Source organism: Arthrobacter sp. E44 (assembly GCF_041877125.1).
GTDB lineage: Bacteria > Actinomycetota > Actinomycetes > Actinomycetales > Micrococcaceae > Arthrobacter.
The window spans coordinates 20,506-40,383 of sequence record NZ_JBHDJA010000024.1; the positions used below are offsets into that span (position 1 = coordinate 20,506).

Genomic DNA, 19,878 nt, shown 5'->3' on the forward strand with positions numbered 1-19,878 from the left:
TGCCCGGCCCCGTTGGGGGACCGGGCACCTTGCGTTGTGGAACGGCCCTCATTAAGGGCCGCCGTGCAATTGCTTCTGCAGTAATTACTTCACAAGATCATTGGTGTACGTCTCGGCAAGCTTGATCTCCTTGCTCCCAACATCCGGATTGGCTACCTGCTGGGTCTTCAGGACCGCCTGGACTCCGTCCTCAGTGAATGTGCCGTCCTTGCTGAGCGTCTTCTTGAGGTCATCAATGACCTTGGCGTAGAGCTCCTTGTCTCCGCCGGCAAAGCTTTCCGGCATCTTGGCAGCGATCTCGGCGCCAGAGTGACCATCGATGTACTCAAGGGTGCGCTTGATGGCCTTTGCCAGCTTGGTGGCCGTTTCCTTGTTCTGGTTCAGCCAGTCGGTCTTGGCATACAGGCAGGCGGAAGGCCAGGAATCAGTGGAGAACACCTCCTTCAGCCCCTCGGAGGTGCGGACGTCCTCCAGCACTACAGGATTGTGGCCAATGCGCTTCGTGAGGACCGAGACGTCCGGTTCCAGCATCACGGCAGCGTCAACCTGGCCCTGCTCAACAGCCGCAACAGCGGAAGATCCTGCGCCGATGGCGGACACCGCTGCGTCGGACTGCTGCATGTTGTTCTTGGCCAGCAGGAACTTCACGAACATGTCCGTGGAGGAGCCCGGGGCCGTGACTCCGACGTTCTTGCCCTTTAGGTCTGCAATGGTTTTGATCTGGCCTTCGTTCTTCGGCGCCACCAGCAGCGCTAGGCCGGAAGACTGACCCATGTCCACGAAGGCCTTGATTTGCTGGTTCTTGGCCTGCATCTGGATGGTGTGCTCGTAGTAGCCGCTTGTCACGTTGGTGCTGCCGCCAACCATGGCGGTCAGGGCCTTCGAGCCGCCCTGAAGGTCCTGGAGTTCGACGTCCACGCCCTCATCCTTGTAGTACCCGAGCTGCTGGGCCAGCGTTGTCGGAAGGTAGGTCAGGAGGGTCTGGCCGCCCACGCCGATAACCACCTTGCCGCCTCCGCCTCCGCCGCCCGCTGCGGCTGATCCGCTCTGGCCGGGAGGGGCTGCGGCGGGGGCGCCACAGGCGGAGAGCGCCACGGCAACGGCAGCGATCAAGGTCAGTGGTCGGAGGAGGACCCGGCCACGGCGCCGGGTTGCTTTGTCTGTCATGGGTATCCCTTTCAGGCGGTTTTGAAAGTTTGCGCTGGCGCGGCTCTTGGCTTTGGGGGGCTGGTCAGGAGGACCGGACCGGGCGCCATCTGAGGAGGTGCCGCTCCAGGCGGTTGACGAGGAGGTCGATGATCAGCACCACAATCATGAGGATGAACATCCCGGCGAAGACGCCCTTTGTATCGAATACGCCCTGGGCCTGGGCAATGGCGTAGCCCATGCCACCCGAGGCACCCAGGTACTCGCCCACCACTGCGCCGGTGATGGCGAAGCCCACGCTGATATGCAGGCTGGAGAAGATCCAGGTGAGGGCACTGGGAATGAAGACGTGGCGCAGGAGCTGCTTTTCGCTGGCGCCCAGCATTTTGGCGTTGTCCACCAGGACCCGGTCTACGCTCTTGACGCCTTCCAACGTGTTGAAGAAAACGATGAAGAACACAAGGGTGAAGCCGAAAGCGACCTTCGACCAGATGCCCAGGCCGAACCAGAGCAGGAAGATTGGAGCTAGGACTACGCGCGGGAGCGCGTTGAACATCTGGAGGAAGGGGTCCAGCAGTCGTTCCAGGAAACGGACCCGGGCAAGGATGAAGCCCAGGAGGAGTCCGACGGCGGCCCCCACTAAAAAGGCGAGGATGGCTTCCTGCATGGTCACCCAAAGATGGGGGAACACGAACCCCGAGGACACCCAGAGCCACACGGTCTGGAAGATGTCCGAGGGAAGGGGGAAGAAGAATTCGTCGATCACCCCGGCGCGCCCCAAAGCCTCCCACGCTGCCAGGACGACAACCGTGAGAAGGAGTTGAATGCTCCGCATTGCCAGGGGGGACATTTCTCCGCGGCGGGAGGACCGGCTGGCGGGGCTGGGGTCCTGGGCACCGCCGGGAGAGCCGTTCCCGCGGGAGCCCGGCCTCCTGGAACCGAGGATGGTCATGCTGCCTCACCCTCCTCTGCCATGGCGCTTTCGTAGGTCTTTGAGACTTCGACTTTCAGTCGACCCCAGATTTCCCGGTGCAGCGCCACGAAGCGGGGATCGTCACGGATGTCCAGCAGATCGCGGGGGCGTGGAATGTCGATTTCGTAGCTTCCCACCACCGTGCTTCCAGGTCCCGCCCCCAAAATGACCACTTCATCGGACAGTGCGATCGCTTCGTCGAGGTCGTGGGTAATGAAAACCACTGCCTTGCCGGATTCCTGCCAAAGCTGCAAAAGTTCGTTCTCCATGATCTGGCGGGTCTGGACGTCCAAGGCAGAGAAGGGCTCGTCCATCAAGAGGATGTCCGGGTTCACGATCCACGCCTGGGCGATGGCGGTGCGCTTGCGCATGCCGCCGCTGAGTTGGTGCGGGTAGCGGTCCGCAAAATTCTTTAGGCCCACCTTTTCGAGCCAGCGCCGCGATTCTGCGTGCGCCTCCGATTTGGAGACGCCTGCCATGGTCAGGCCCAGGCTCACATTGTCGATGACGGTCTTCCACGGCAGCAGGGCATCCTGCTGGAACATGTACGACGCGCGGCGGTTCACTCCGGTCACGGGTTCTCCGAAGCTCTTAACCTCCCCGAAGCTGGGAGTCAGCAGGCCCGCTGCCATGTTGAGAATGGTGGACTTGCCGGATCCCGTAGGGCCAACGATCGAGACGAAGCGGCCGGGTTCGACCTTCAGGTCGATGTCCCGAACGGCGAAGTAGGTCTCGCCTCCGGATGTTGGAAATTGTTTGGTGCACCCGGTGAGCTCCACCGCATATCCGGACGTGCCTGGCTGTGCAGCTGGCATCTTTGCCTCTTCCCGGCCTGCTCCGGCCGCTTGTTCCCCCTGCTGGTTCACGCTTGCAGAACGAAGTGGTGCATCGGTCCGCGAACGGAGACCTGCTTGCGGGCTCCGGTGTTATTGCTCAAAACAGGTAGTGCACCTGCCACATCGTGGGTTCTCCATCATGATGTGGACCTGATGCTAACAGTTACTTCGGTCACACTCAACGCCTCCGTGACTCATACACTTTCCCCATGAGCTCCAGCGAAACGTCGGCCACACCCTTGTTGGTCCTGCGGAAAATCACCGCCATCCTTGATGCTTTCTCCCTTGCCCGGCCCGAGTTGTCACTGGCCGAGATCCGCTCCAGCACCGGCGTCCCGCACTCCACGGTCCAGCGGCTGGTTGCGAACATGGTGCAGGAAGGAATCCTGGACCGGCACGGGGACCGGTACCGGGTGGGGGTGCGGATGGCCCACTGGGCGGCACCGGCAACCCAGGGGCTGGATTTCCTGGAGCTGCTAACGCCGGTGCTGCGCCGGCTGCGTGATGACTTGGGTGAGACGGCGTGCATTTTTCGAGAATCCCAAGGGAAGCGTGTCTGCATCGCTTTGGCCGAAACCCGGCGCATGCTCCGGCGCGTTGTGAGCGTGGGTGAAATCATGCCGCTGCACGTGGGGGCGGCAGGGCGTGTCCTCCTGGCCTGGAATCCGGAGGTTGCGGAGCGGGTGTACCGGTCGGGCCTGAAATCCCTGACCAACCAGACGATTACCGATGCCGCGAGCCTGGAGGAGGCAGTCGCCAAAGCCCGCGCAGACGGTTTCGCCATCACCACCGGCGAGCGGGTATCCGGCGCCAGTGGTATTTCGGCGCCTATCTTCGGACCCCAGGGTGAACTTTTCGGGGCGCTTACGGTGATGGGGCCCGCCCTGAGGATGCCCTATGACGTCTGCGCGTCTTGGCTGGAACAGGTCCTCGCTGCGGCCGAGGAATCCACCAGGGTCATCGGGGGCACCATTCCGCAATGATGCTGTTTTGGTCCCGTCTCTATCCACATGGTGAATTTGGGTCCACAATATGAGTTATCGAGCCAACGATAGTTCGCGATCCACGGCAGGCCGGGCAGGGCGGCCCGGTGTTGGCTGCCGGCAGAACAGGAGTCCCAAAGATGGTGGAAACTTCACAGACCGCAGCACCTGACGGAACGCGCGGTCGTCAGAACCCGGGCTCCGGCGCTGACACTCAAACCCGGACGGTTGCTGTCCCTGACCCCAGTGCTGCCGTGGGAGCGGTTGGCGGGCCCCTGGCCGGCGTGCGTGTTCTGGAGCTCGGGTCACTCATAGCGGGCCCCTTTGCGGGACGGCAGATGGCGGACTTCGGTGCTGAGGTCATCAAGATTGAGTCTCCTGACCGTCCCGATCCCATGCGCGAATGGGGCCGGGCCCGGATCGAGGGCCACACGCTCTGGTGGTCAGTCCAGTCAAGGGGGAAGAAGTGCGTGACCTTGGACCTCAAGTCGCCCCGCGGGCGGGAGTTGTTCCTGGAACTCTGTAGGGAAGCCGATGTCATCCTCGAGAATTTCCGCCCCGGAACACTCGAGAAACTGGGCCTTTCCCCTGAGGTGCTCTGGCAGAGCAACCCCGGCCTGGTGATTGCCAGGGTCTCCGGCTACGGCCAGACCGGGCCCGACGCGAACAAGCCGGGCTACGCTTCCGTGGCCGAAGCCCGCGGCGGCCTGCGCCACCTCAATGGATATCCGGACCAGGCCCCGCCACGGACAGGCATCTCGTTGGGGGACAGCTTGGCGTCGCTCTATGCGCTGCAGGGCATCCTGCTGGCCTTGTATTGGCGGGACGCCAGGGGAGGGACAGGGCAAGTCGTGGACGTTTCCCTCGTGGAGGCATGCTTTTCCCTCCTGGAAAGTGCCGTGCCGGACTACGCGGCCGCAGGGATCGTCCCCGGACCCAGTGGCTCAGGGCTGAAGGGGATAGCGCCGTCGAATATCTTCCGCTCCAGTGACGGGAAATGGGTGGTCATCGCCGCCAACCAGGACTCGGTGTTCGTGCGGCTTGCCGGTGCGATGGACATGCCGGAGCTGGCCTCCGACCCCCGGTACAGCAACCACGCTTCCCGCGGTGCCAACCAGGACCAGCTGGAACAACTGATTGCCGAATGGGCCGCGGGATTCAACCACGGGGACTTGGTGGCGCGCCTTGACCAGCATGCTGTTCCCAACAGCACCGTCAGCACCATCGAGGATATCTTCGAGGACCCCCAGCTGCGGGCACGGGGAATGCTTTTGGAAGTGCCTGATGAACAGCTGGGAGCGGTGGTCCAGCCGGGCGTTGTTCCCAAGCTGTCCCGCACCGGCGGCGGCATCGCATGGAACGGGCCCCTGGTGCCAGGTTCCCACAATGGCGACGTCTACGCTGGCCTGCTCAAGCTCAGTGCCGAAGAATTGCAGGATGCCAAGAACGAAGGTGCGATCTAATGAACGGAATTGCGGGAACCGGCAGGCCCGGGGGTGCAGTGTCCATTGTGGACGTCAGTCCCCGCGATGGACTCCAGAATGAGAAGGTCCCAGTAAGTACGCACGATAAGTTGCGTCTCATCAACGACCTCATAGCCCTGGGTGCGAAACGGATCGAGGCGGTGAGCTTCGTGAATCCCAAGAGGGTTCCGCAAATGGCCGATGCGGACGCCGTGATGGCGGGCGTGCCGCGGGATACAGGTGCCAGCTACATCGGACTGGTGCTTAACACCCGGGGAGCACACAGGGCTCTCGAAGCCGGGGTGGACGAGATGAATTACGTCCTGCCCGTCACGAATGCCTTCGCGGCGGCCAACCAGAACACCACGGTGGACGCCGCCCTCGATGCCCTGGAGGAAGTTTCAACGATTGCCGCTGGTGCTTCCATCCCCCTCACGGTGACTGCCGCCGTCGCCTTTGGCTGTCCGTACCAGGGTGACGTGCCAAAGGAACAGGTCCTCAGTGTCGTCCGCAGCGCCCTGAAAAGGAGTGAGCTGGCCGAAGTTGCCCTTGCCGACACCATCGGCTGCGCCGTCCCATGGCAGGTCAATGAGGTCTTTGCCGCCGTGGCATCTGAAACGGACGTGCAGTTGCGGGCCCACTTGCACGAGACCCGCCACACTGCCCTCGCGAATACCTATGCAGCGATGGCAGCGGGCGTCAGGGTCTTCGACAGTGCGGTGGGAGGGCTGGGCGGGTGCCCGTTTGCCCCCGGTGCTGCGGGCAACATCTCCACGGAGGATCTGGCCTGGATGCTGGAGCGGGCCGGGTTCTCCACATCGATCGACCCTCTGGCTGCCACAGAGTTGGGCCGGTGGATCTGCGCCAAGGTAGAGACTGCGCCCCGCTCCGGCCTCGCCGGAGCAGGGGTGTTCCCCAAGGCCGCATAGGCCCAGCGGTGCTGCGGGCTGGGCAACAGCAGTCCTAAACCTGGTTCCGCCTACTCCAGGCGGCAGCCGTTGTTCCGGCTGTGCCGACCGCCGGCAGCGGCGACGTTTCGTCCTCAAGGTAGGCCCGGCGTCGTCCGTCACCCTTGACCCACAGGCGGTAAGCCAGGACCAGCAGCCCCAGCCACACCGCGCCGACATAGAGGGCGATCCGGGTGTCCTCGAAAGCGCCCAGGACGGCGATCACCAGCACCATGAAGGCGATGGTGAGCGCGGAAGTGGCAGGCCACCACGGTGACGGGAATTCCGACGCAGGCAGGCCCTTCCGCGCGATTTCCCGCTTCATGGCCACGTGGGACGCCAGGATCATCACCCATACCCAGACCGTGGCGAAGGTGGCGATCGAGGCAATCACCAGGAATACGTCTTCCGGAATGACGGCGTTGAGGACCACGCCCACCAGCAGGATGCCTGCCATCATGACCACGGTCATCCAGGGGACGCCGTGTCGGGAGACCTTGCCGAAGGCGGCGGGCGCGTGGCCCTGGTTGGAGAGTCCGAAGAGGATGCGTCCGGCGCCGAAGATGTCGCTGTTGATGGCCGAGAGGGCGGCTGTGATGACCACCGCGTTGAGGATGTGCGGTGCAGCCGGGACGCCCAGGCTGCTGAAGATTTGAACGAACGGACTGCCGCTGGTGCCCACCTGGTCCCACGGGAAGAGGCTCATGAGTACGCCCAGGGTGAGTACGTAGAACAGCAGCACGCGAACGGGGACGGTGTTGACCGCCTTCGGGATGACCGACTTCGGATCGGCAGCCTCGCCCGCAGTGATGCCCAGCGTCTCAACGCCGCCAAAGGCGAACATCACCACGGCGAAGGATGCCAGGAGGCCTTCGAAGCCGTTGGGGAACAGGCCGCCGTGCCCAACCAGGTTGCCCAGGCCTGGGGCGACCGGGGAATCGGCGGTCTGGAAGCCGAAAACGATGATCGCGGCGCCGCCGGCAATCATGGCGATAATTGCAGCGACCTTGATTAGCGAGAACCAGAACTCGAGCTCGCCGAAGACCTTCACGCTGAGCAGGTTCAGTGCCGCCAGGAAGCAGATGACGGCCAGGATCCAGATCCAGCGGTCCACCTGCGGGAACCAAAAACCCAGGTAGATGCTGAAGGCGGTGACGTCGGCGATGGCGACGATCGCCATCTCGAAAACGTACGTCCAGCCGGTGATGAAGCCGGCAAGGGGGCCCAGGTAACGGCTCGCATACTGGCTGAAGGAGCCGGATACCGGATGCCGCACCGCCATTTCGCCGAGTGCGCGCATCACCATGAACACGGCTGCGCCGCCGATGATGTAGGCCAGCAGCACTGCCGGACCGGCTTTCTGGATAGCCGAGGCTGAGCCGTAGAAGAGGCCGGTGCCGATTGCCGAGCCGAGGGCCATGAAGCGGATGTGCCGCACGTTCAGGCCACGGTTAAGGGCTTGTCCGACGACGGCTGCCGGCTTTTGCTTTTCCAGAGGACTGTCGGTCCGGGTTGGGGTGGGTTGCACAGAGTTACCTTCTCGTCTTTGGGAGGGGAGCCGGTAACCAGCAGACCATTTTCGGCCCTGCCGTGATGAGGTTCACGCAGGGTTGGTGTCTTCGGTTCCAGACTGGCCGCAGGATCCGCTTGGGGTCTCTCGCGCAAGGAGTTCCGGGAACCCGGTTTTGGAAGCTGGGGGCAACGGGCCAGTGCTGCACTCCTGGCTGGCGGCGAGCATGACCGGGTGGGATAATTTGGTCATCCTTCGAGTAGGGGGCCATGATGGCCGGCCTTGGTGTTCTTCGACCTGGCCGCCGCTCCCGGGCACCCATGGCCCGGTTCCTGGCGGTGTTACTGGTACTCGCGCTCAGCGTGCTGCTCGCTCCACCCTCCCGGGCAGTGGACTACGGACATGACGTTTCGTGGCCCCAGTGTCCCGGCGGTCTTCCGATGCCTCCGGAGGACACCGGCTTCGTGGTCGTGGGGCTGACCAGGGGACTCGCGTTCACTGAAAACCCCTGCCTGGACGGGCAGTACCAGTGGGTGCGCGACCACGGTGTCCGGGCCCAGGCCTACGCCATGGGTACATTCCCGACCCCCGAACAATACGACACCTACGGCGACGATGGCCCCCTGCCTGCAAACACCAGGCCGGACCGGCTGTACAACGTCGGATACGCCGAGGGCCGCGCGGCTCTCGCGTCCCTCGCGGAAGTGGGATGGCGGCCGGAGCGGATCTGGGTGGACGTCGAGCCCCGTCCGCAACAGCCTTGGCCCAGCTCCACCGCAGCCCAGCGGCAGGAGAACCGGTACGTCGTCTCCGGGCTCCTGGCCGCGCTGGCCGATGCCGGGTACCCGCACGGGATCTACTCCTATGCGAGCGCCTGGGAGGCCATCACAGGTTCGTGGCAGCTTCCCGACGAGCCCGTCTGGTCACCGGCGGGCCGTCTCGACTTCCCAAGTGAAGCATCGGACCTCTGCGTGAACCCCAGCTTCTCCGGTGGCACAGTCCACCTCGCGCAATGGACCGACGGGACCTACGATCACGACATGACGTGCATCGGGGTCTATCAGGCCCACGTTGCGACGATCGGCTGGCAGGCGAGCGTCTCGGACGGCGCCACCGCAGGAACGACCGGCCGGGCACTGCCGCTGGAGGCATTGCGTTTGTCCGTGGCAGGAGACCGCCTGTCGGGTGACATCCTGTGGCGGGGGCACGTGCAGAACATCGGCTGGCAGCCATGGACGACGTCGGCATCCCCGGTTGGAACGAGCGGGCTCGGTCTGCGCCTGGAAGCGTTCGAAGTGCGGCTGACAGGGAATCTGGCCTCGCAGTACAGCATCAGGTATCGCGCCCATGTCCAGAACGTCGGATGGCAGCCGTACGCGCTCGACGGCGCGACGGCCGGCACGGTCGGCCAAGGTCTTCGGATGGAGGCCGTGACCATCGAGCTGGTTCCGAAGGTCGCGCCGGCATTCACCGCCGTGTACGCCGCCCACGTCCAGAACCTCGGCTGGATGCCCAACGTCTCGGACGGGACCGTCGCCGGGACCACTGGTCAGGCCCTTCGGTTGGAGGCGTTGCGCCTCAACGTGTCCAGCACGGCCTACTCCGGCGACATCCAGTGGCGGGGGCATGTGCAGGACATCGGCTGGCAGCCATGGACGTCCTCGGCCAATCCCATCGGCACCATAGGGCAGGGGCTGCGTTTGGAAGCCTTTGAAATCAGGCTGAGCGGAGCGATGGCGACCCATTACCGGATCTACTATCGCGCCCACGTGCAGGATGTGGGCTGGCAGCCATGGGTCGCCGACGGCGGAACGGCAGGCACGACGGGCATGGGCAAGCGGGTTGAGGCAGTACAGATCCTCCTCGCACCCAGGTCCGGCGGCTAGGCCGGAACAACTCCTGCGGCGACTGTCCGGAATTCCAGACAGCAACGCCGGCTGCACATGCCTCAAAGGGCCGGGGGAGGGCGCAAGCTTAAGTACGGGATACCGGACACAGCTACCCAGAAGGACCCTTCCACCTCATGAGCACTGCACTAAGCGACGACGCAAGAAGCGCCGAAACGCCAGCACCGCGCGCCGCGGCCAAGGCAACGTCAAAAGTTCCCGCCGCGGAAAATACCCTGCGCATCCTCAAGTTGCTGGCATCGCGGCGGGGTCCCATGGCCGCGTCGCAGATCGCGTCCAGCCTGGACCTGCCGCGGTCGAGCGTCTACCACCTGCTTGGGGTGATGGAGGCCAACGGCTTCGTCCTGCATCTCCATGAGGAGCAGCGGTACGGGTTGGGCATCAGCGCCTTCGAGCTCAGTTCTGCCTATTCCCGACAGGAGCCGTTGTCACGTCTTGGCCGGCCCCTGCTTGCGAGCCTCGTGGACGCTATTGGCGAGAGCGCGCACCTTGCCGTGCTGCACGGGCGGGACGTGCTCTACATCGTGGAGGAGCGGGCCAAGAACCGCCCGTCCCTGGTGACCGACGTCGGCGTCCGCCTTCCCAGCCACCTCACCGCCAGCGGCCGCGCCATCCTGGCCGCGCTGCCCAAATCCCAGGTGCGTGCGCTCTATCCGAACGCCGCGGCCTTCAGTGCGCGCCATGAGGTGGAGGGAGCGATCATGAAGTACTCGGCCTTGTCGTCGCACCTGGACCACGTCCGGCAGCGCGGGTATGCCACCGAGCACGGCGAAGTGACACCCGGCTTCGGCTCCATCGCCGCAGCGGTCACCGATCACCTGGGCTGGCCGACAGCCGCCGTTGCCGTGACCTTCCTGGAGGACAAGCTGCCCGCGGAGGAGTGGGCGGTGCTGGCCGCCCGCGTCCAGAAGGTTGCGGATGAGCTCTCCGCCCGGATCCACGGACGCCCCGTCAAATAGCCTTCGGGGGTCGTCTGGAATACCGGACACCGCAGGGTCAAAAGCCCTGTGACGGTGCTCTTCCAGAGGCTTTAGTTGATACAGAACTTCTTTCCTCCAACAGACACCACCCGAAGGAGCCCACCATGGCACCCGCCGATTTCACCACCGGTGCCCGCCCGGTCAAAGCAGCCCGCGGCACCGAGCTCACCGCAAAGTCCTGGCAGACTGAAGCGCCGTTGCGCATGCTGATGAACAACCTGGATCCCGAAGTGGCAGAACGCCCCGATGACCTGGTGGTCTACGGCGGCACAGGTCGCGCCGTTCGCTCGTGGGCCGCTTTCGACGCCATCACCCGCACCCTGGAAACCATGGAAAAGGACGAAACCCTCCTGGTCCAGTCCGGCAAGCCCGTCGGCGTCTTCCGCACCAATGAATGGGCCCCCCGCGTGCTCCTGGCCAACTCCAACCTGGTGGGCGACTGGGCCACCTGGCCCGAGTTCCGCCGCCTCGAGGCAGAGGGCCTGATGATGTACGGCCAAATGACCGCAGGCTCCTGGATCTACATTGGCACCCAGGGCATCCTGCAGGGCACCTTCGAAACCTTCGCGGCGATCGCCCGCAAGCTGACCGGAGACGAGAACGGCACCCTTGCCGGCACGCTGACCCTCACCGGCGGCTGCGGCGGCATGGGCGGGGCCCAGCCGCTCGCCGTCACCCTGAACGAGGGCGCCTGCCTGATTGTCGACGTCGACGAGTCCCGCCTCCGCCGCCGCGCCGGCAAGCGCTACCTGGACGAGGTGGAAACAGACCTCGACGCCGCCATCACCAAGGTGCTCAAGGCCAAGGAGGAGCGCCGCGGCTGGTCCGTGGGCTATGTTGGCAACGCTGCCGAGGTCTTCCCCGAGATCCTGCGCCGCCACAAGGCCGGCGAACTGACGGTGGACATCGTTACCGACCAGACCTCCGCCCATGACCCCCTGTCCTACCTGCCCGAGGGCATCTCAGTTGCGGAATGGCACCGCGAGGCTGAATCCGATCCGGAAGGCTTCACCAAGAAGGCCCAGGCATCGATGGCCAAGCACGTCCAGGCCATGGTGGAGTTCCAGGATGCCGGCGCCGAGGTCTTTGACTACGGAAACTCGATCCGCGACGAAGCCCGCAAAGGCGGCTACGACCGTGCCTTCGAGTTCCCCGGCTTCGTCCCGGCCTACATCAGGCCGCTGTTCTGCGAGGGGCTCGGCCCGTTCCGCTGGGTTGCCCTCTCCGGCGACCCCGAAGACATCCGCGTCACCGACGACGCTATCAAGGAACTCTTCCCGGAAAACAAGCACCTGCACCGCTGGATCGACGCCGCCCAGGAGCGGGTGGAGTTCGAAGGACTCCCGGCACGCATCTGCTGGCTGGGCTATGGCGAACGGCACAAGGCCGGCCTGCTCTTCAACCAGCTGGTCAAGGACGGCAAGGTCAAGGCCCCCATCGTGATCGGCCGCGACCACCTGGATTCGGGTTCCGTCGCCTCCCCGTACCGCGAGACCGAGGCCATGGCGGACGGTTCGGACGCCATCGCCGACTGGCCGCTGCTGAACGCCCTGCTCAACACCGCCTCCGGCGCCACCTGGGTGTCCCTGCACCACGGCGGCGGCGTAGGCATCGGCCGCTCCATCCACGCCGGCCAGGTCTCCGTGGCCGACGGCACCGACCTCGCCGCGCAGAAGCTTGAGCGCCTCCTCACCAATGACCCCGGCATGGGCGTCATCCGCCACGCCGACGCCGGCTATGAGCGAGCCCTCGACGTCGCCAAGGAACGCGGCGTCCGCATCCCCATGCAAGAGCCTTCCGCGACCAAATAGCCCATCGATTGCTCCGTACCTGTCGTTATGGACTCCGAAAACGACAGGTGCGGAGCAATCGATCCCCATAAGCCCACAAAAAGTAGGAATCATGACCCTGACTACCCACGAACCGCTCACCGTGACCCTTGGCCCGGCGGGCGTCACGCCCGGGGATGTGCTCGCCGTCGCGCGCCACGACGCCAAGGTAACCATCGCACCCGAAACCTTGGCGACCGTCGCCAAGGTCCGGGCCCATATCGATGACCTCGCCTCCAGTGACATCCCCGCCTACGGCATTTCCACCGGCTTCGGCGCCCTGGCCAACCGGCACATCCCCAACGAATTGCGCACCCAGCTGCAGAAGTCCCTGATCCGCAGCCACGCGGCAGGCATGGGCCCGGCGGTGGAACGTGAGGTGGTCCGCGGCATCATGTTCCTGCGCGCCAAGACTCTCGCGTCCGGCCGTACCGGTGTGCGCCCGGTGGTCCTGCAGGCCATGGTGGACGTCCTCAACGCCGGCATCACGCCCGTCGTCCGCGAGTTCGGGTCCCTGGGCTGTTCCGGGGACCTCGCCCCGCTGTCGCACTGTGCGCTGGTCTTGATGGGTGAAGGCGAAGCGGAAGGGCCCGACGGCGTCACGTACGGCGGGCGGGGAGAGCGGCCTGTCGCTGAGCTGCTTGCAGAGCACGGCATCGAGCCGGTCACCCTCGCCGAAAAGGAGGGGCTGGCATTGGTCAACGGCACGGAGGGCATGCTGGGCATGCTCTTGATGGCCATCGCGGACCTCCGCCGCCTGCTGTCGACGGCGGACATCACCGCCGCGCTCAGCGTCGAGGCGCTGCTGGGCACCGACCAGGTGTTCCTGCCCGAGCTGCACGCCGCCCTCCGGCCGCATCCCGGCCAGGCGGCCAGCGCGGACAACATGTTGCGCGTGCTTTCGGCTTCGCCGATCGTCGCCTCGCATAAGGTGGGGGACTCCCGGGTGCAGGACGCCTACTCGCTGCGCTGCGCCCCGCAGGTGGCCGGCGCTGTGCGTGACACCGTGGACCACGCGGAGCTGGTGGCCACCCGCGAGCTGGCGGCAGCCATCGACAACCCGGTGGTGCTGCCCGACGGCCGGGTCAGCTCGAACGGCAACTTCCACGGCGCACCGGTGGCCTACGTCCTGGACTACCTGGCCATCGCCGTCGCGGACTTGTCCTCCATTGCAGAACGCCGCACGGACCGGATGCTGGATCCCGCCCGCTCGCACGGCCTGCCCGCCTTCCTCGCCGCGGATCCGGGCGTGGACTCCGGGCTCATGATCGCCCAGTACACCCAGGCCGGCCTGGTCTCGGACAACAAGCGGCTGGCTGTTCCGGCATCCGTGGACTCGATCCCGAGCTCCGCCATGCAGGAGGACCACGTGTCCATGGGCTGGCACGCCGCACGGAAACTGCGGAAGGCGGTGGAGAACCTGCGCAGGGTCCTGGCCATCGAACTGGTGACCTCGGCCCGGGCCCTGGACATCCGGACCCAGCTGTCAGGAGGGGTCTTGACGCCGGGACCTGCAGGGGCCGCCGTCGTGGCCGCCCTCCGGGAAGTGGTGGAGGGACCGGGGACCGACAGGTTCCTGTCCCCCGAACTGGAAGCGGCTGACCGGCTGGTGGCCGCAGGGGACGTGCTCCGGGCGGCCGAATCCGCCGTGGGACCCCTCGCCTGACGCCGAAGGATCTTCAGCCCCTGCCGCACTCCCGTCCGAAAGGCGGAATTTCCGGCGCCATGGCCTGCCGTGGCGCCGGGAGTGTAGTAGAACTGAAGGTGTAGTGAAAGTCACATCAAAGAAGCTGTGGCAGCAGAACGATACAAAGGGGTAGAAGTTCAAATGAAAGCACGTGGGGCAGTCCTGTCGAGGCGCAATGCCCATTCCGCTGTTGTGTCCAACTGGAAGTCACTCCAGGCCGGGGACCGCGTCGAGATCATCAAGCATGCGCATGTGGTGGCAGCCGGGGAAGTGGAAGAGGTATCGCAGAGCGGCAACGTCCTTTGGCTGGTTCCCGCCGGCCCGTCGGGTCCGGCGGAGAAGGAGCTTTTCCTGAAGTCCGACGGCGTCCAGGTTCGCCGCGGGTAGTCCCGCCAGCAGCGAAAAATCCCCGCACTGCCCAGACGGCGTGCGGGGATTTTTTGCTCCCGCCGCCCCTTGATGGAGGCGGCGGGGATGGAGGCGCCGGCGGTCGCCGGCGCGTAAGTGATCAGGCCTGGATCAGGCGGCGAAGGACTCGTAGGTTTCGCCGAAGGGTACCGTTTCATCCAGGGCTACCGTGTAGCTTCCAGGGTGCAGCCTGGTAACAAGGATGCCGCAGGCGGCGTCCTTTGCTGCAACCTCGATCAGCTGGGCGACGGCTTCTTCGAGTCCGGCGTGGACCTCCCTGGCGCTGGAGAACTCCAGGCTGATCGACCGCGGAGCAGGCCCTTCGGTGGTCTCGGCAGCGGCGGGGGTGCGCTCCAAAGTGGCTGTAGTCATGTACTGAACTTTCTGTGTTTCGTGCCAAGATGGCTCCAACATTCTACCGGCTGCTCCGGATATATGTCAGATGTCCGTCCTTTGGCTGCCGGTCATAAACCGTTCATTCGCGGTGCCGGAGGGCGATCAAGGACCATGGAGATGGCCCTCCACGGCCCGGAAGTCCCACCAAGACCTTGAGGAGAATTCGGTATGAAGATCATGCGCTTGGGCGATATCGGCAGTGAGCAGCCCGCCGTGCTGGTTTCCTCTCCGGACGGAACCGACCGGTACTTCAGCCTGCTGCCCGTAACGCGGGATGTGGACGCAGCATTCCTTGGGTCCGGCGGCCTGGACAAGGCCCGGAAGGCGCTGGAGTCGGGGGAGTTGCCGGAGATCAAAGACGCCGCTGTGCTCCGCATCGGTTCACCGGTGGCCCGGCCGGGCTCCGTGGTGGGAATCGGAATGAACTACGCCGCCCACGCCGCGGAATCCGGGGCAGAGCCGCCCACCATACCCGTCGTGTTCCTCAAGCCAAGCAATACCGTCACCGGCCCCTGCGACCCCGCCCCGATGCCCCCGCGCTCCACCCAGTACGACTGGGAAGTGGAACTGGGCATCGTTATCGGGAGGGAAGCCAGCTACCTCCACTCCACTGACGAAGCGGCAGGCTGCATTGCCGGTTACGTCACGGCCAACGATTACTCCGAGCGTGAGTACCAGTTGCCCGGGGCCGCCGGGCAGTGGACCAAGGGCAAGTCGCTTCCCGGGTCAACGCCCCTGGGGCCGTGGCTGGTTCCGGCAGATGGGATCGACGGCGGAAACCTGCGGTTGCGCAGCTGGGTGAATGGCGACCCGCGGCAGGATTCCACCTCGGCTGAACTCATCTTTGACGCCGCCACACTGGTTCACCACTGCAGCCAGTACATGCGGTTGGAACCGGGCGACGTGATCCTCACCGGAACTCCGCAGGGCGTGGCCCTCAGCGGCCGTTTCCCCTACCTCCAGCCGGGCGACGTGGTGGAAGTAGAGGTGGAGGGCCTGGGCCGCCAGCGCCAGGAGTTGTTCCGGACGCCGGCGGCCACTAAAGCCCAACTGGCCTGACTCACCCGGCCTTTACGGCCAGGACCGGGCAGTCCGCCTCCAGCAGGATGCGCTGGGACGTGCTGCCCATGATCAGCTTGCCCACGGGGGTGCGTCGGCGCAGGCCAATCACGATCAGTTCGGCTTTGTGTTCTTCGGCGGCGTCCAGCACCTCGGCCGCGGCGTCGTGGCCCCGAACGGGCCGCTTGACCAGGTACTGGATGCCCTGGCTGGCCAACCGCTGCTCAATGTCCTGGATCTCGCCTTCGGGCGCGAAACGGCTGTCCACCGCAGCCTCGCCCTTCGAGGAGTTGATCAGCACCAGGGTGGTGTTGTTCTTCCGGGCTTCGGTGATGGCCTGCGTGAGGGCGGCTTCGCCCTCGGGGGTGGGGACGTATCCCACAACGACGGTCATGCTCGTCTCCTTTTCTGCTGGTGGTTGGGCGGCTGTTCAGTCACTGTAGTCCGCGGCCCCGGAATTGGCCGGAACCAGGGGCTTGCGCTCCGCCCGGCTGCGCCGGATCAGCTTGTACGCAAAGGGCCACAGCAGGATGAGGGCGATGATGACGTAGATGACGACGGCGATCGGCTCACTGAAGAGCCCTGCCGGATCACCCGCGCTCAGCTGAAGGGTCTTGCGGAGCTGGCCTTCGATCCGCGGGCCCAGGATCACGCCGAGGATCAGCGGCAGCACGGGCAGCCCGAAGCGCCGCATCATGAACCCGAGCGCGCCCAGCACCAGCAGGAGCACCAGGTCGAACGCCTGCAGGTTCACCGAGTAGGCGCCCAGCGTGGCGAAGAACAGGATGCCTGCGTACAGGTACGGCCGCGGGAGCTGCAGCAACTTGGCCCAGAGCGGGGCAAGCGGCAGGTTGATCAGGAGCAGCAGCAGGTTGCCGATGAACAGGCTGGCGATCAGCGCCCACACCAGGGGCCCTTCGCTTTCGAACAGCTGCGGGCCGGGCTGGATGCCGTAGCTGGTGAAAGCTGCAAGCATGACGGCGGCCGTTGCGTTGGTAGGCAGGCCCAGTGCCAGCATGGGGGTCAGCGTACCGGCTGCTGCCGCGTTGTTGGCAGCTTCCGGACCGGCCACGCCCTCGATGGCGCCCTTCCCGAATTCCTCCGGGTGCTTGGTCAGGCGCTTTTCGGTGACGTAGGACAAGAAGGTGGGAATCTCGGCGCCGCCGGCGGGCAGGGCGCCGAAAGGGAACCCGAAGACCGTGCCGCGCAGCCACGGTTTCCATGACCGCTGCCAGTCCTTCTTGCCCATCCACGGCTGGCCCACCGGAATAATGTGCATCGGGGTCCGGCGCAGGTGCGCCGCCACCCAGAGGGCCTCGCCCACGGCGAAGATGGCCACGGCCACCACCACGATGTCCAGGCCGTCCGCCAGGAGCGGCTGGCCGAACGTCAGGCGGCGCTGTCCGGTGACCGAGTCCATGCCCACCAGGCCAATGGCCAGGCCAAGACCCAGGGAGGCGAAGCCGCGCAGCCGTGACGAACCGAGCACGGCGGTGACGGCCAGCAGGGCCAGGACCATGATGGCGAAGTAGCTGGGGGCGCCCAGGCTGACGGCGAACTTCACCACAATTGGTGCGCAGACGGCCAGCAGCGCGGTGCCGATGGTGCCGGCAACGAACGAGCCGATGGCCGCCGTCGCAAGCGCCTGTGCCGCCCGCCCTGCTTTGGCCATCTTGTTGCCTTCAATGGCGGTGACCACCGAGGACGATTCACCGGGGGTGTTGAGCAGGATGGAGGTGGTGGAGCCGCCGTACATGCCGCCGTAGTAGATGCCGGCGAACATGATGAAGGCGCTGGTGGGTTCCAGGGCGTAGGTGACCGGAAGCAGCAGGGCGACGGTCATGGCCGGGCCGAGGCCGGGGAGGACACCGACGGCGGTGCCCAGGATGACGCCGATGACGGCGTACAGGAAATTCATGGGGGTCAGGGCGGTGGCAAAGCCGTCCATCAGGGAGGACCAGACGTCCATTAGAGGATTCCTTCCAGGAGGCCGGCCGGCAGCGCAATGCCCAGGCCGAGGTAGAAGCCGTAGAAGGTCAGCAGGGACAGTGCCACGGAGATCAGTCCGTCCCGGATGTAGCGGCGGCTGCCCAGGGCCAGGACGCTGCCCCAGAACAGGACGGTCCCGGAAATTACCCATCCGGCCCAGTCGATGAGCAGGATGTTCGCAACGAAGGCCCCTGCCAGCGGCAGGATGGTCTTCCAGTCGGCGGGGTGGTCCAGGTCCACGTCTTCGCCGCCCTCGGCCTCGCCCTTGCCGCCGCGCAGGACGTTGATGGCCAGCAGGACCGCGCAGACCACCAGCATGCCTGCCACGATGAACGGGACGGTCTTGGGTCCTACCGGGTCAGACTTCGAATACGGGGTTGCCAGGCCGTTGGCGTCCAGGAAGACCAGGACGCCGGCCGCCCCGAGCAGGAGTGCGACTCCCAGCTCGGAGCGGCCTTTGAGACCTGTGGTCAGGGAGGTCACGCCAACCCAAGCTTGGTGAGGACGTCCGCCACCCGCTTGTCCTGCTCGGTGAGGAAGGTCTTGAACTGGTCACCGGTGATGAAGGCGTCGGTCCAGCTGTGGGTCTTCAGCGCTTCCTTCCAGCCGTCGGTGCCGTGCATCTTCTCCAGGGCGGCGATCAGTGCTTCCTTGTCCTTGTCGCTGATGCCCGGAGGGGCCACGACGCCGCGCCAGTTGGTGAACACCAGGTCGATGTTGGATTCCTTCAGCGTGGGTGCGTCCACTCCGTCCAGCCGCTTCTCGCCGCTGGTGGCCAGGACGCGGACTTCGCCGGATTCGATCTGCTTCAGGTACTCGCCGGCGCCGGAGGCGGCGAAGCCCAGCTTGTTGCCCAGGATCGCGGGCAGGAGGTCGCCGCCGCCGTCGTAGGCCACATAGTTGACCTTGGTGGCATCGATGCCCACGGCACCGGCCAGCTGCATGGGCAGCAGGTGGTCCGGGCCGCCGGGGGAGGAACCGCCGCCCACGGCGATGGAACCGGGATCGGCCTTCCAGGCTTTCACCAGGTCGTCAATGGTCTTGTAGGGCGAATCCTTGCCAACCATGATGGCACCCGGTTCCTCGATGAGGCGGGCCAGCGGGGTGGTTGAGGTCAGCTTGGACTCGGACTTGTTGGTGTAGCTGGCACCCACGACGCCCAGGCCCATGAGCATGGCCAGGTCGCCGTTGCCCTTCTCATTGACGATCCGGGCCAGGCCCACCGTCCCGCCGGCACCGGCCAGGTTGAAGACCTCGGTGTTGGTGGAGATCTTCGCGTCGTCCAGGACCTTCGCAGCGGCGCGGGCCGTGGTGTCGTAGCCGCCGCCCGGGGAGTTGGGGACCATGATCTGCAGGCCGGTGATGGGTCCGGCGGCGGCGCCGGTGCTTTCCGAACCGGTGGAGCTCTTGCCGGTGGCACCGCAGCCGGTTGCCATCAGGGCGATGCCGGCAGCAACGGCGGCAATTCGCAATGCGCGGATCTGGCGCATGTGTTCCTCTTCTCTCAAAACAAATCTGATCAGCATCAGTTGACTTGTGTTTCCGATGCCTTGCGGTTCCGATGCTAGGGGCGGCCGTGACGCCGATCACTCTTGTGTACGCAGAGAAAGTTGTGTTCATTGCGTTCACGTTTCCAAAACCCCACGGCGCCCCGCCCGAGCTTCGGGAGCGCGGCTTTGGGATATAGTTCCCGGTACCACCCGGCCCTGCGCCCATGCTGCTGCGCGCACTTCGCCCGCCAGCCCGCCGTGCCGGAGAACCCGCC

The 19,878-nt window shown here is 65.4% G+C and carries 18 protein-coding genes; 9 read left to right on the top strand and 9 right to left on the bottom strand.

Going from position 1 to position 19,878, the window contains the following annotated elements; all coding sequences use genetic code 11:
• Window positions 1–84: 84 nt before the first annotated feature.
• The 3 genes from ACETK3_RS17905 to ACETK3_RS17915 all read right to left on the bottom strand — a co-directional run bounded on the left by ACETK3_RS17905 (window position 85) and on the right by ACETK3_RS17915 (window position 2,934).
• The gene (locus ACETK3_RS17905) at window positions 85–1,167 is read right to left on the bottom strand and encodes an ABC transporter substrate-binding protein (RefSeq protein WP_373993289.1); all 1,083 of its coding nucleotides are present in this window, start codon (window positions 1,165–1,167) and stop codon (window positions 85–87) included.
• A gap of 64 nt (window positions 1,168–1,231) precedes the next feature.
• A complete protein-coding gene (locus ACETK3_RS17910; RefSeq protein ID WP_373993290.1) occupies window positions 1,232–2,098 on the bottom strand; it encodes an ABC transporter permease in 867 nt (288 codons plus the stop codon).
• Window positions 2,095–2,934, bottom strand: a complete 840-nt coding sequence (locus ACETK3_RS17915; RefSeq protein WP_373993291.1) for an ABC transporter ATP-binding protein — start codon at window positions 2,932–2,934, stop codon at window positions 2,095–2,097. The genes ACETK3_RS17910 and ACETK3_RS17915 overlap by 4 nt, the downstream gene beginning before the upstream one ends.
• Before the next feature lie 230 nt (window positions 2,935–3,164).
• Here ACETK3_RS17915 and ACETK3_RS17920 point away from each other — a divergent pair, with 230 nt between their 5' ends.
• From ACETK3_RS17920 to ACETK3_RS17930, 3 genes are all read left to right on the top strand, one after another.
• A complete protein-coding gene (locus ACETK3_RS17920) occupies window positions 3,165–3,938 on the top strand; it encodes an IclR family transcriptional regulator (RefSeq protein ID WP_236800831.1) in 774 nt (257 codons plus the stop codon).
• Window positions 3,939–4,078: 140 nt separating this feature from the next.
• A complete protein-coding gene (locus ACETK3_RS17925; RefSeq protein WP_373993292.1) occupies window positions 4,079–5,401 on the top strand; it encodes a CaiB/BaiF CoA transferase family protein in 1,323 nt (440 codons plus the stop codon).
• Window positions 5,401–6,330 (top strand): hydroxymethylglutaryl-CoA lyase, encoded by a 930-nt coding sequence (locus ACETK3_RS17930; protein ID WP_373993293.1) that lies wholly within the window; start codon window positions 5,401–5,403, stop codon window positions 6,328–6,330. Before ACETK3_RS17925 ends, ACETK3_RS17930 begins: the two co-directional genes overlap by 1 nt.
• Before the next feature lie 34 nt (window positions 6,331–6,364).
• On the opposite strand, the gene ACETK3_RS17935 is transcribed toward ACETK3_RS17930, so the two are convergent.
• On the bottom strand, window positions 6,365–7,843 hold the full coding sequence (locus tag ACETK3_RS17935; RefSeq protein WP_373993304.1) for an amino acid permease: 1,479 nt from the start codon (window positions 7,841–7,843) through the stop codon (window positions 6,365–6,367).
• 455 nt (window positions 7,844–8,298) lie between these two features.
• Here ACETK3_RS17935 and ACETK3_RS17940 point away from each other — a divergent pair, with 455 nt between their 5' ends.
• From ACETK3_RS17940 to ACETK3_RS17960, 5 genes are all read left to right on the top strand, one after another.
• Entirely contained in the window at window positions 8,299–9,744 is a 1,446-nt protein-coding gene (locus ACETK3_RS17940; RefSeq protein ID WP_373993294.1) for a hypothetical protein, read from the top strand.
• Window positions 9,745–9,881: 137 nt separating this feature from the next.
• Window positions 9,882–10,724, top strand: a complete 843-nt coding sequence (locus ACETK3_RS17945) for an IclR family transcriptional regulator (RefSeq protein WP_373993295.1) — start codon at window positions 9,882–9,884, stop codon at window positions 10,722–10,724.
• 125 nt (window positions 10,725–10,849) lie between these two features.
• Window positions 10,850–12,556: a urocanate hydratase gene (locus tag ACETK3_RS17950; RefSeq protein WP_236800839.1), complete on the top strand. Its 1,707-nt coding sequence runs from the start codon at window positions 10,850–10,852 to the stop codon at window positions 12,554–12,556.
• Between the two features lie 91 nt (window positions 12,557–12,647).
• On the top strand, window positions 12,648–14,240 hold the full coding sequence (hutH, locus tag ACETK3_RS17955; RefSeq protein WP_373993296.1) for a histidine ammonia-lyase: 1,593 nt from the start codon (window positions 12,648–12,650) through the stop codon (window positions 14,238–14,240).
• A 162-nt stretch (window positions 14,241–14,402) separates the two neighbouring features.
• The gene (locus ACETK3_RS17960) at window positions 14,403–14,648 is read left to right on the top strand and encodes a hypothetical protein (RefSeq protein WP_236800841.1); all 246 of its coding nucleotides are present in this window, start codon (window positions 14,403–14,405) and stop codon (window positions 14,646–14,648) included.
• A gap of 132 nt (window positions 14,649–14,780) precedes the next feature.
• On the opposite strand, the gene ACETK3_RS17965 is transcribed toward ACETK3_RS17960, so the two are convergent.
• Window positions 14,781–15,041, bottom strand: a complete 261-nt coding sequence (locus ACETK3_RS17965; RefSeq protein ID WP_236800842.1) for a hypothetical protein — start codon at window positions 15,039–15,041, stop codon at window positions 14,781–14,783.
• A gap of 192 nt (window positions 15,042–15,233) precedes the next feature.
• Here ACETK3_RS17965 and ACETK3_RS17970 point away from each other — a divergent pair, with 192 nt between their 5' ends.
• A complete protein-coding gene (locus tag ACETK3_RS17970; RefSeq protein ID WP_306968623.1) occupies window positions 15,234–16,124 on the top strand; it encodes a fumarylacetoacetate hydrolase family protein in 891 nt (296 codons plus the stop codon).
• A 1-nt stretch (window position 16,125) separates the two neighbouring features.
• Here ACETK3_RS17970 and ACETK3_RS17975 read toward each other — a convergent pair whose 3' ends face one another.
• Genes ACETK3_RS17975 through ACETK3_RS17990 form a run of 4 tightly spaced genes read right to left on the bottom strand, consistent with a single transcriptional unit; the run spans window position 16,126 to window position 19,603 of the window.
• Window positions 16,126–16,518 carry a universal stress protein gene (locus tag ACETK3_RS17975; protein ID WP_236800845.1) on the bottom strand — a complete coding sequence of 131 codons (393 nt, stop codon included), beginning with the start codon at window positions 16,516–16,518 and terminating at the stop codon, window positions 16,126–16,128.
• 36 nt (window positions 16,519–16,554) lie between these two features.
• Window positions 16,555–18,093 carry a tripartite tricarboxylate transporter permease gene (locus ACETK3_RS17980; protein ID WP_236800846.1) on the bottom strand — a complete coding sequence of 513 codons (1,539 nt, stop codon included), beginning with the start codon at window positions 18,091–18,093 and terminating at the stop codon, window positions 16,555–16,557.
• On the bottom strand, window positions 18,093–18,596 hold the full coding sequence (locus tag ACETK3_RS17985) for a tripartite tricarboxylate transporter TctB family protein (RefSeq protein WP_236800847.1): 504 nt from the start codon (window positions 18,594–18,596) through the stop codon (window positions 18,093–18,095). The genes ACETK3_RS17980 and ACETK3_RS17985 overlap by 1 nt, the downstream gene beginning before the upstream one ends.
• Entirely contained in the window at window positions 18,593–19,603 is a 1,011-nt protein-coding gene (locus ACETK3_RS17990) for a tripartite tricarboxylate transporter substrate binding protein (RefSeq protein WP_236800848.1), read from the bottom strand. The genes ACETK3_RS17985 and ACETK3_RS17990 overlap by 4 nt, the downstream gene beginning before the upstream one ends.
• Window positions 19,604–19,878 lie beyond the last annotated feature (275 nt).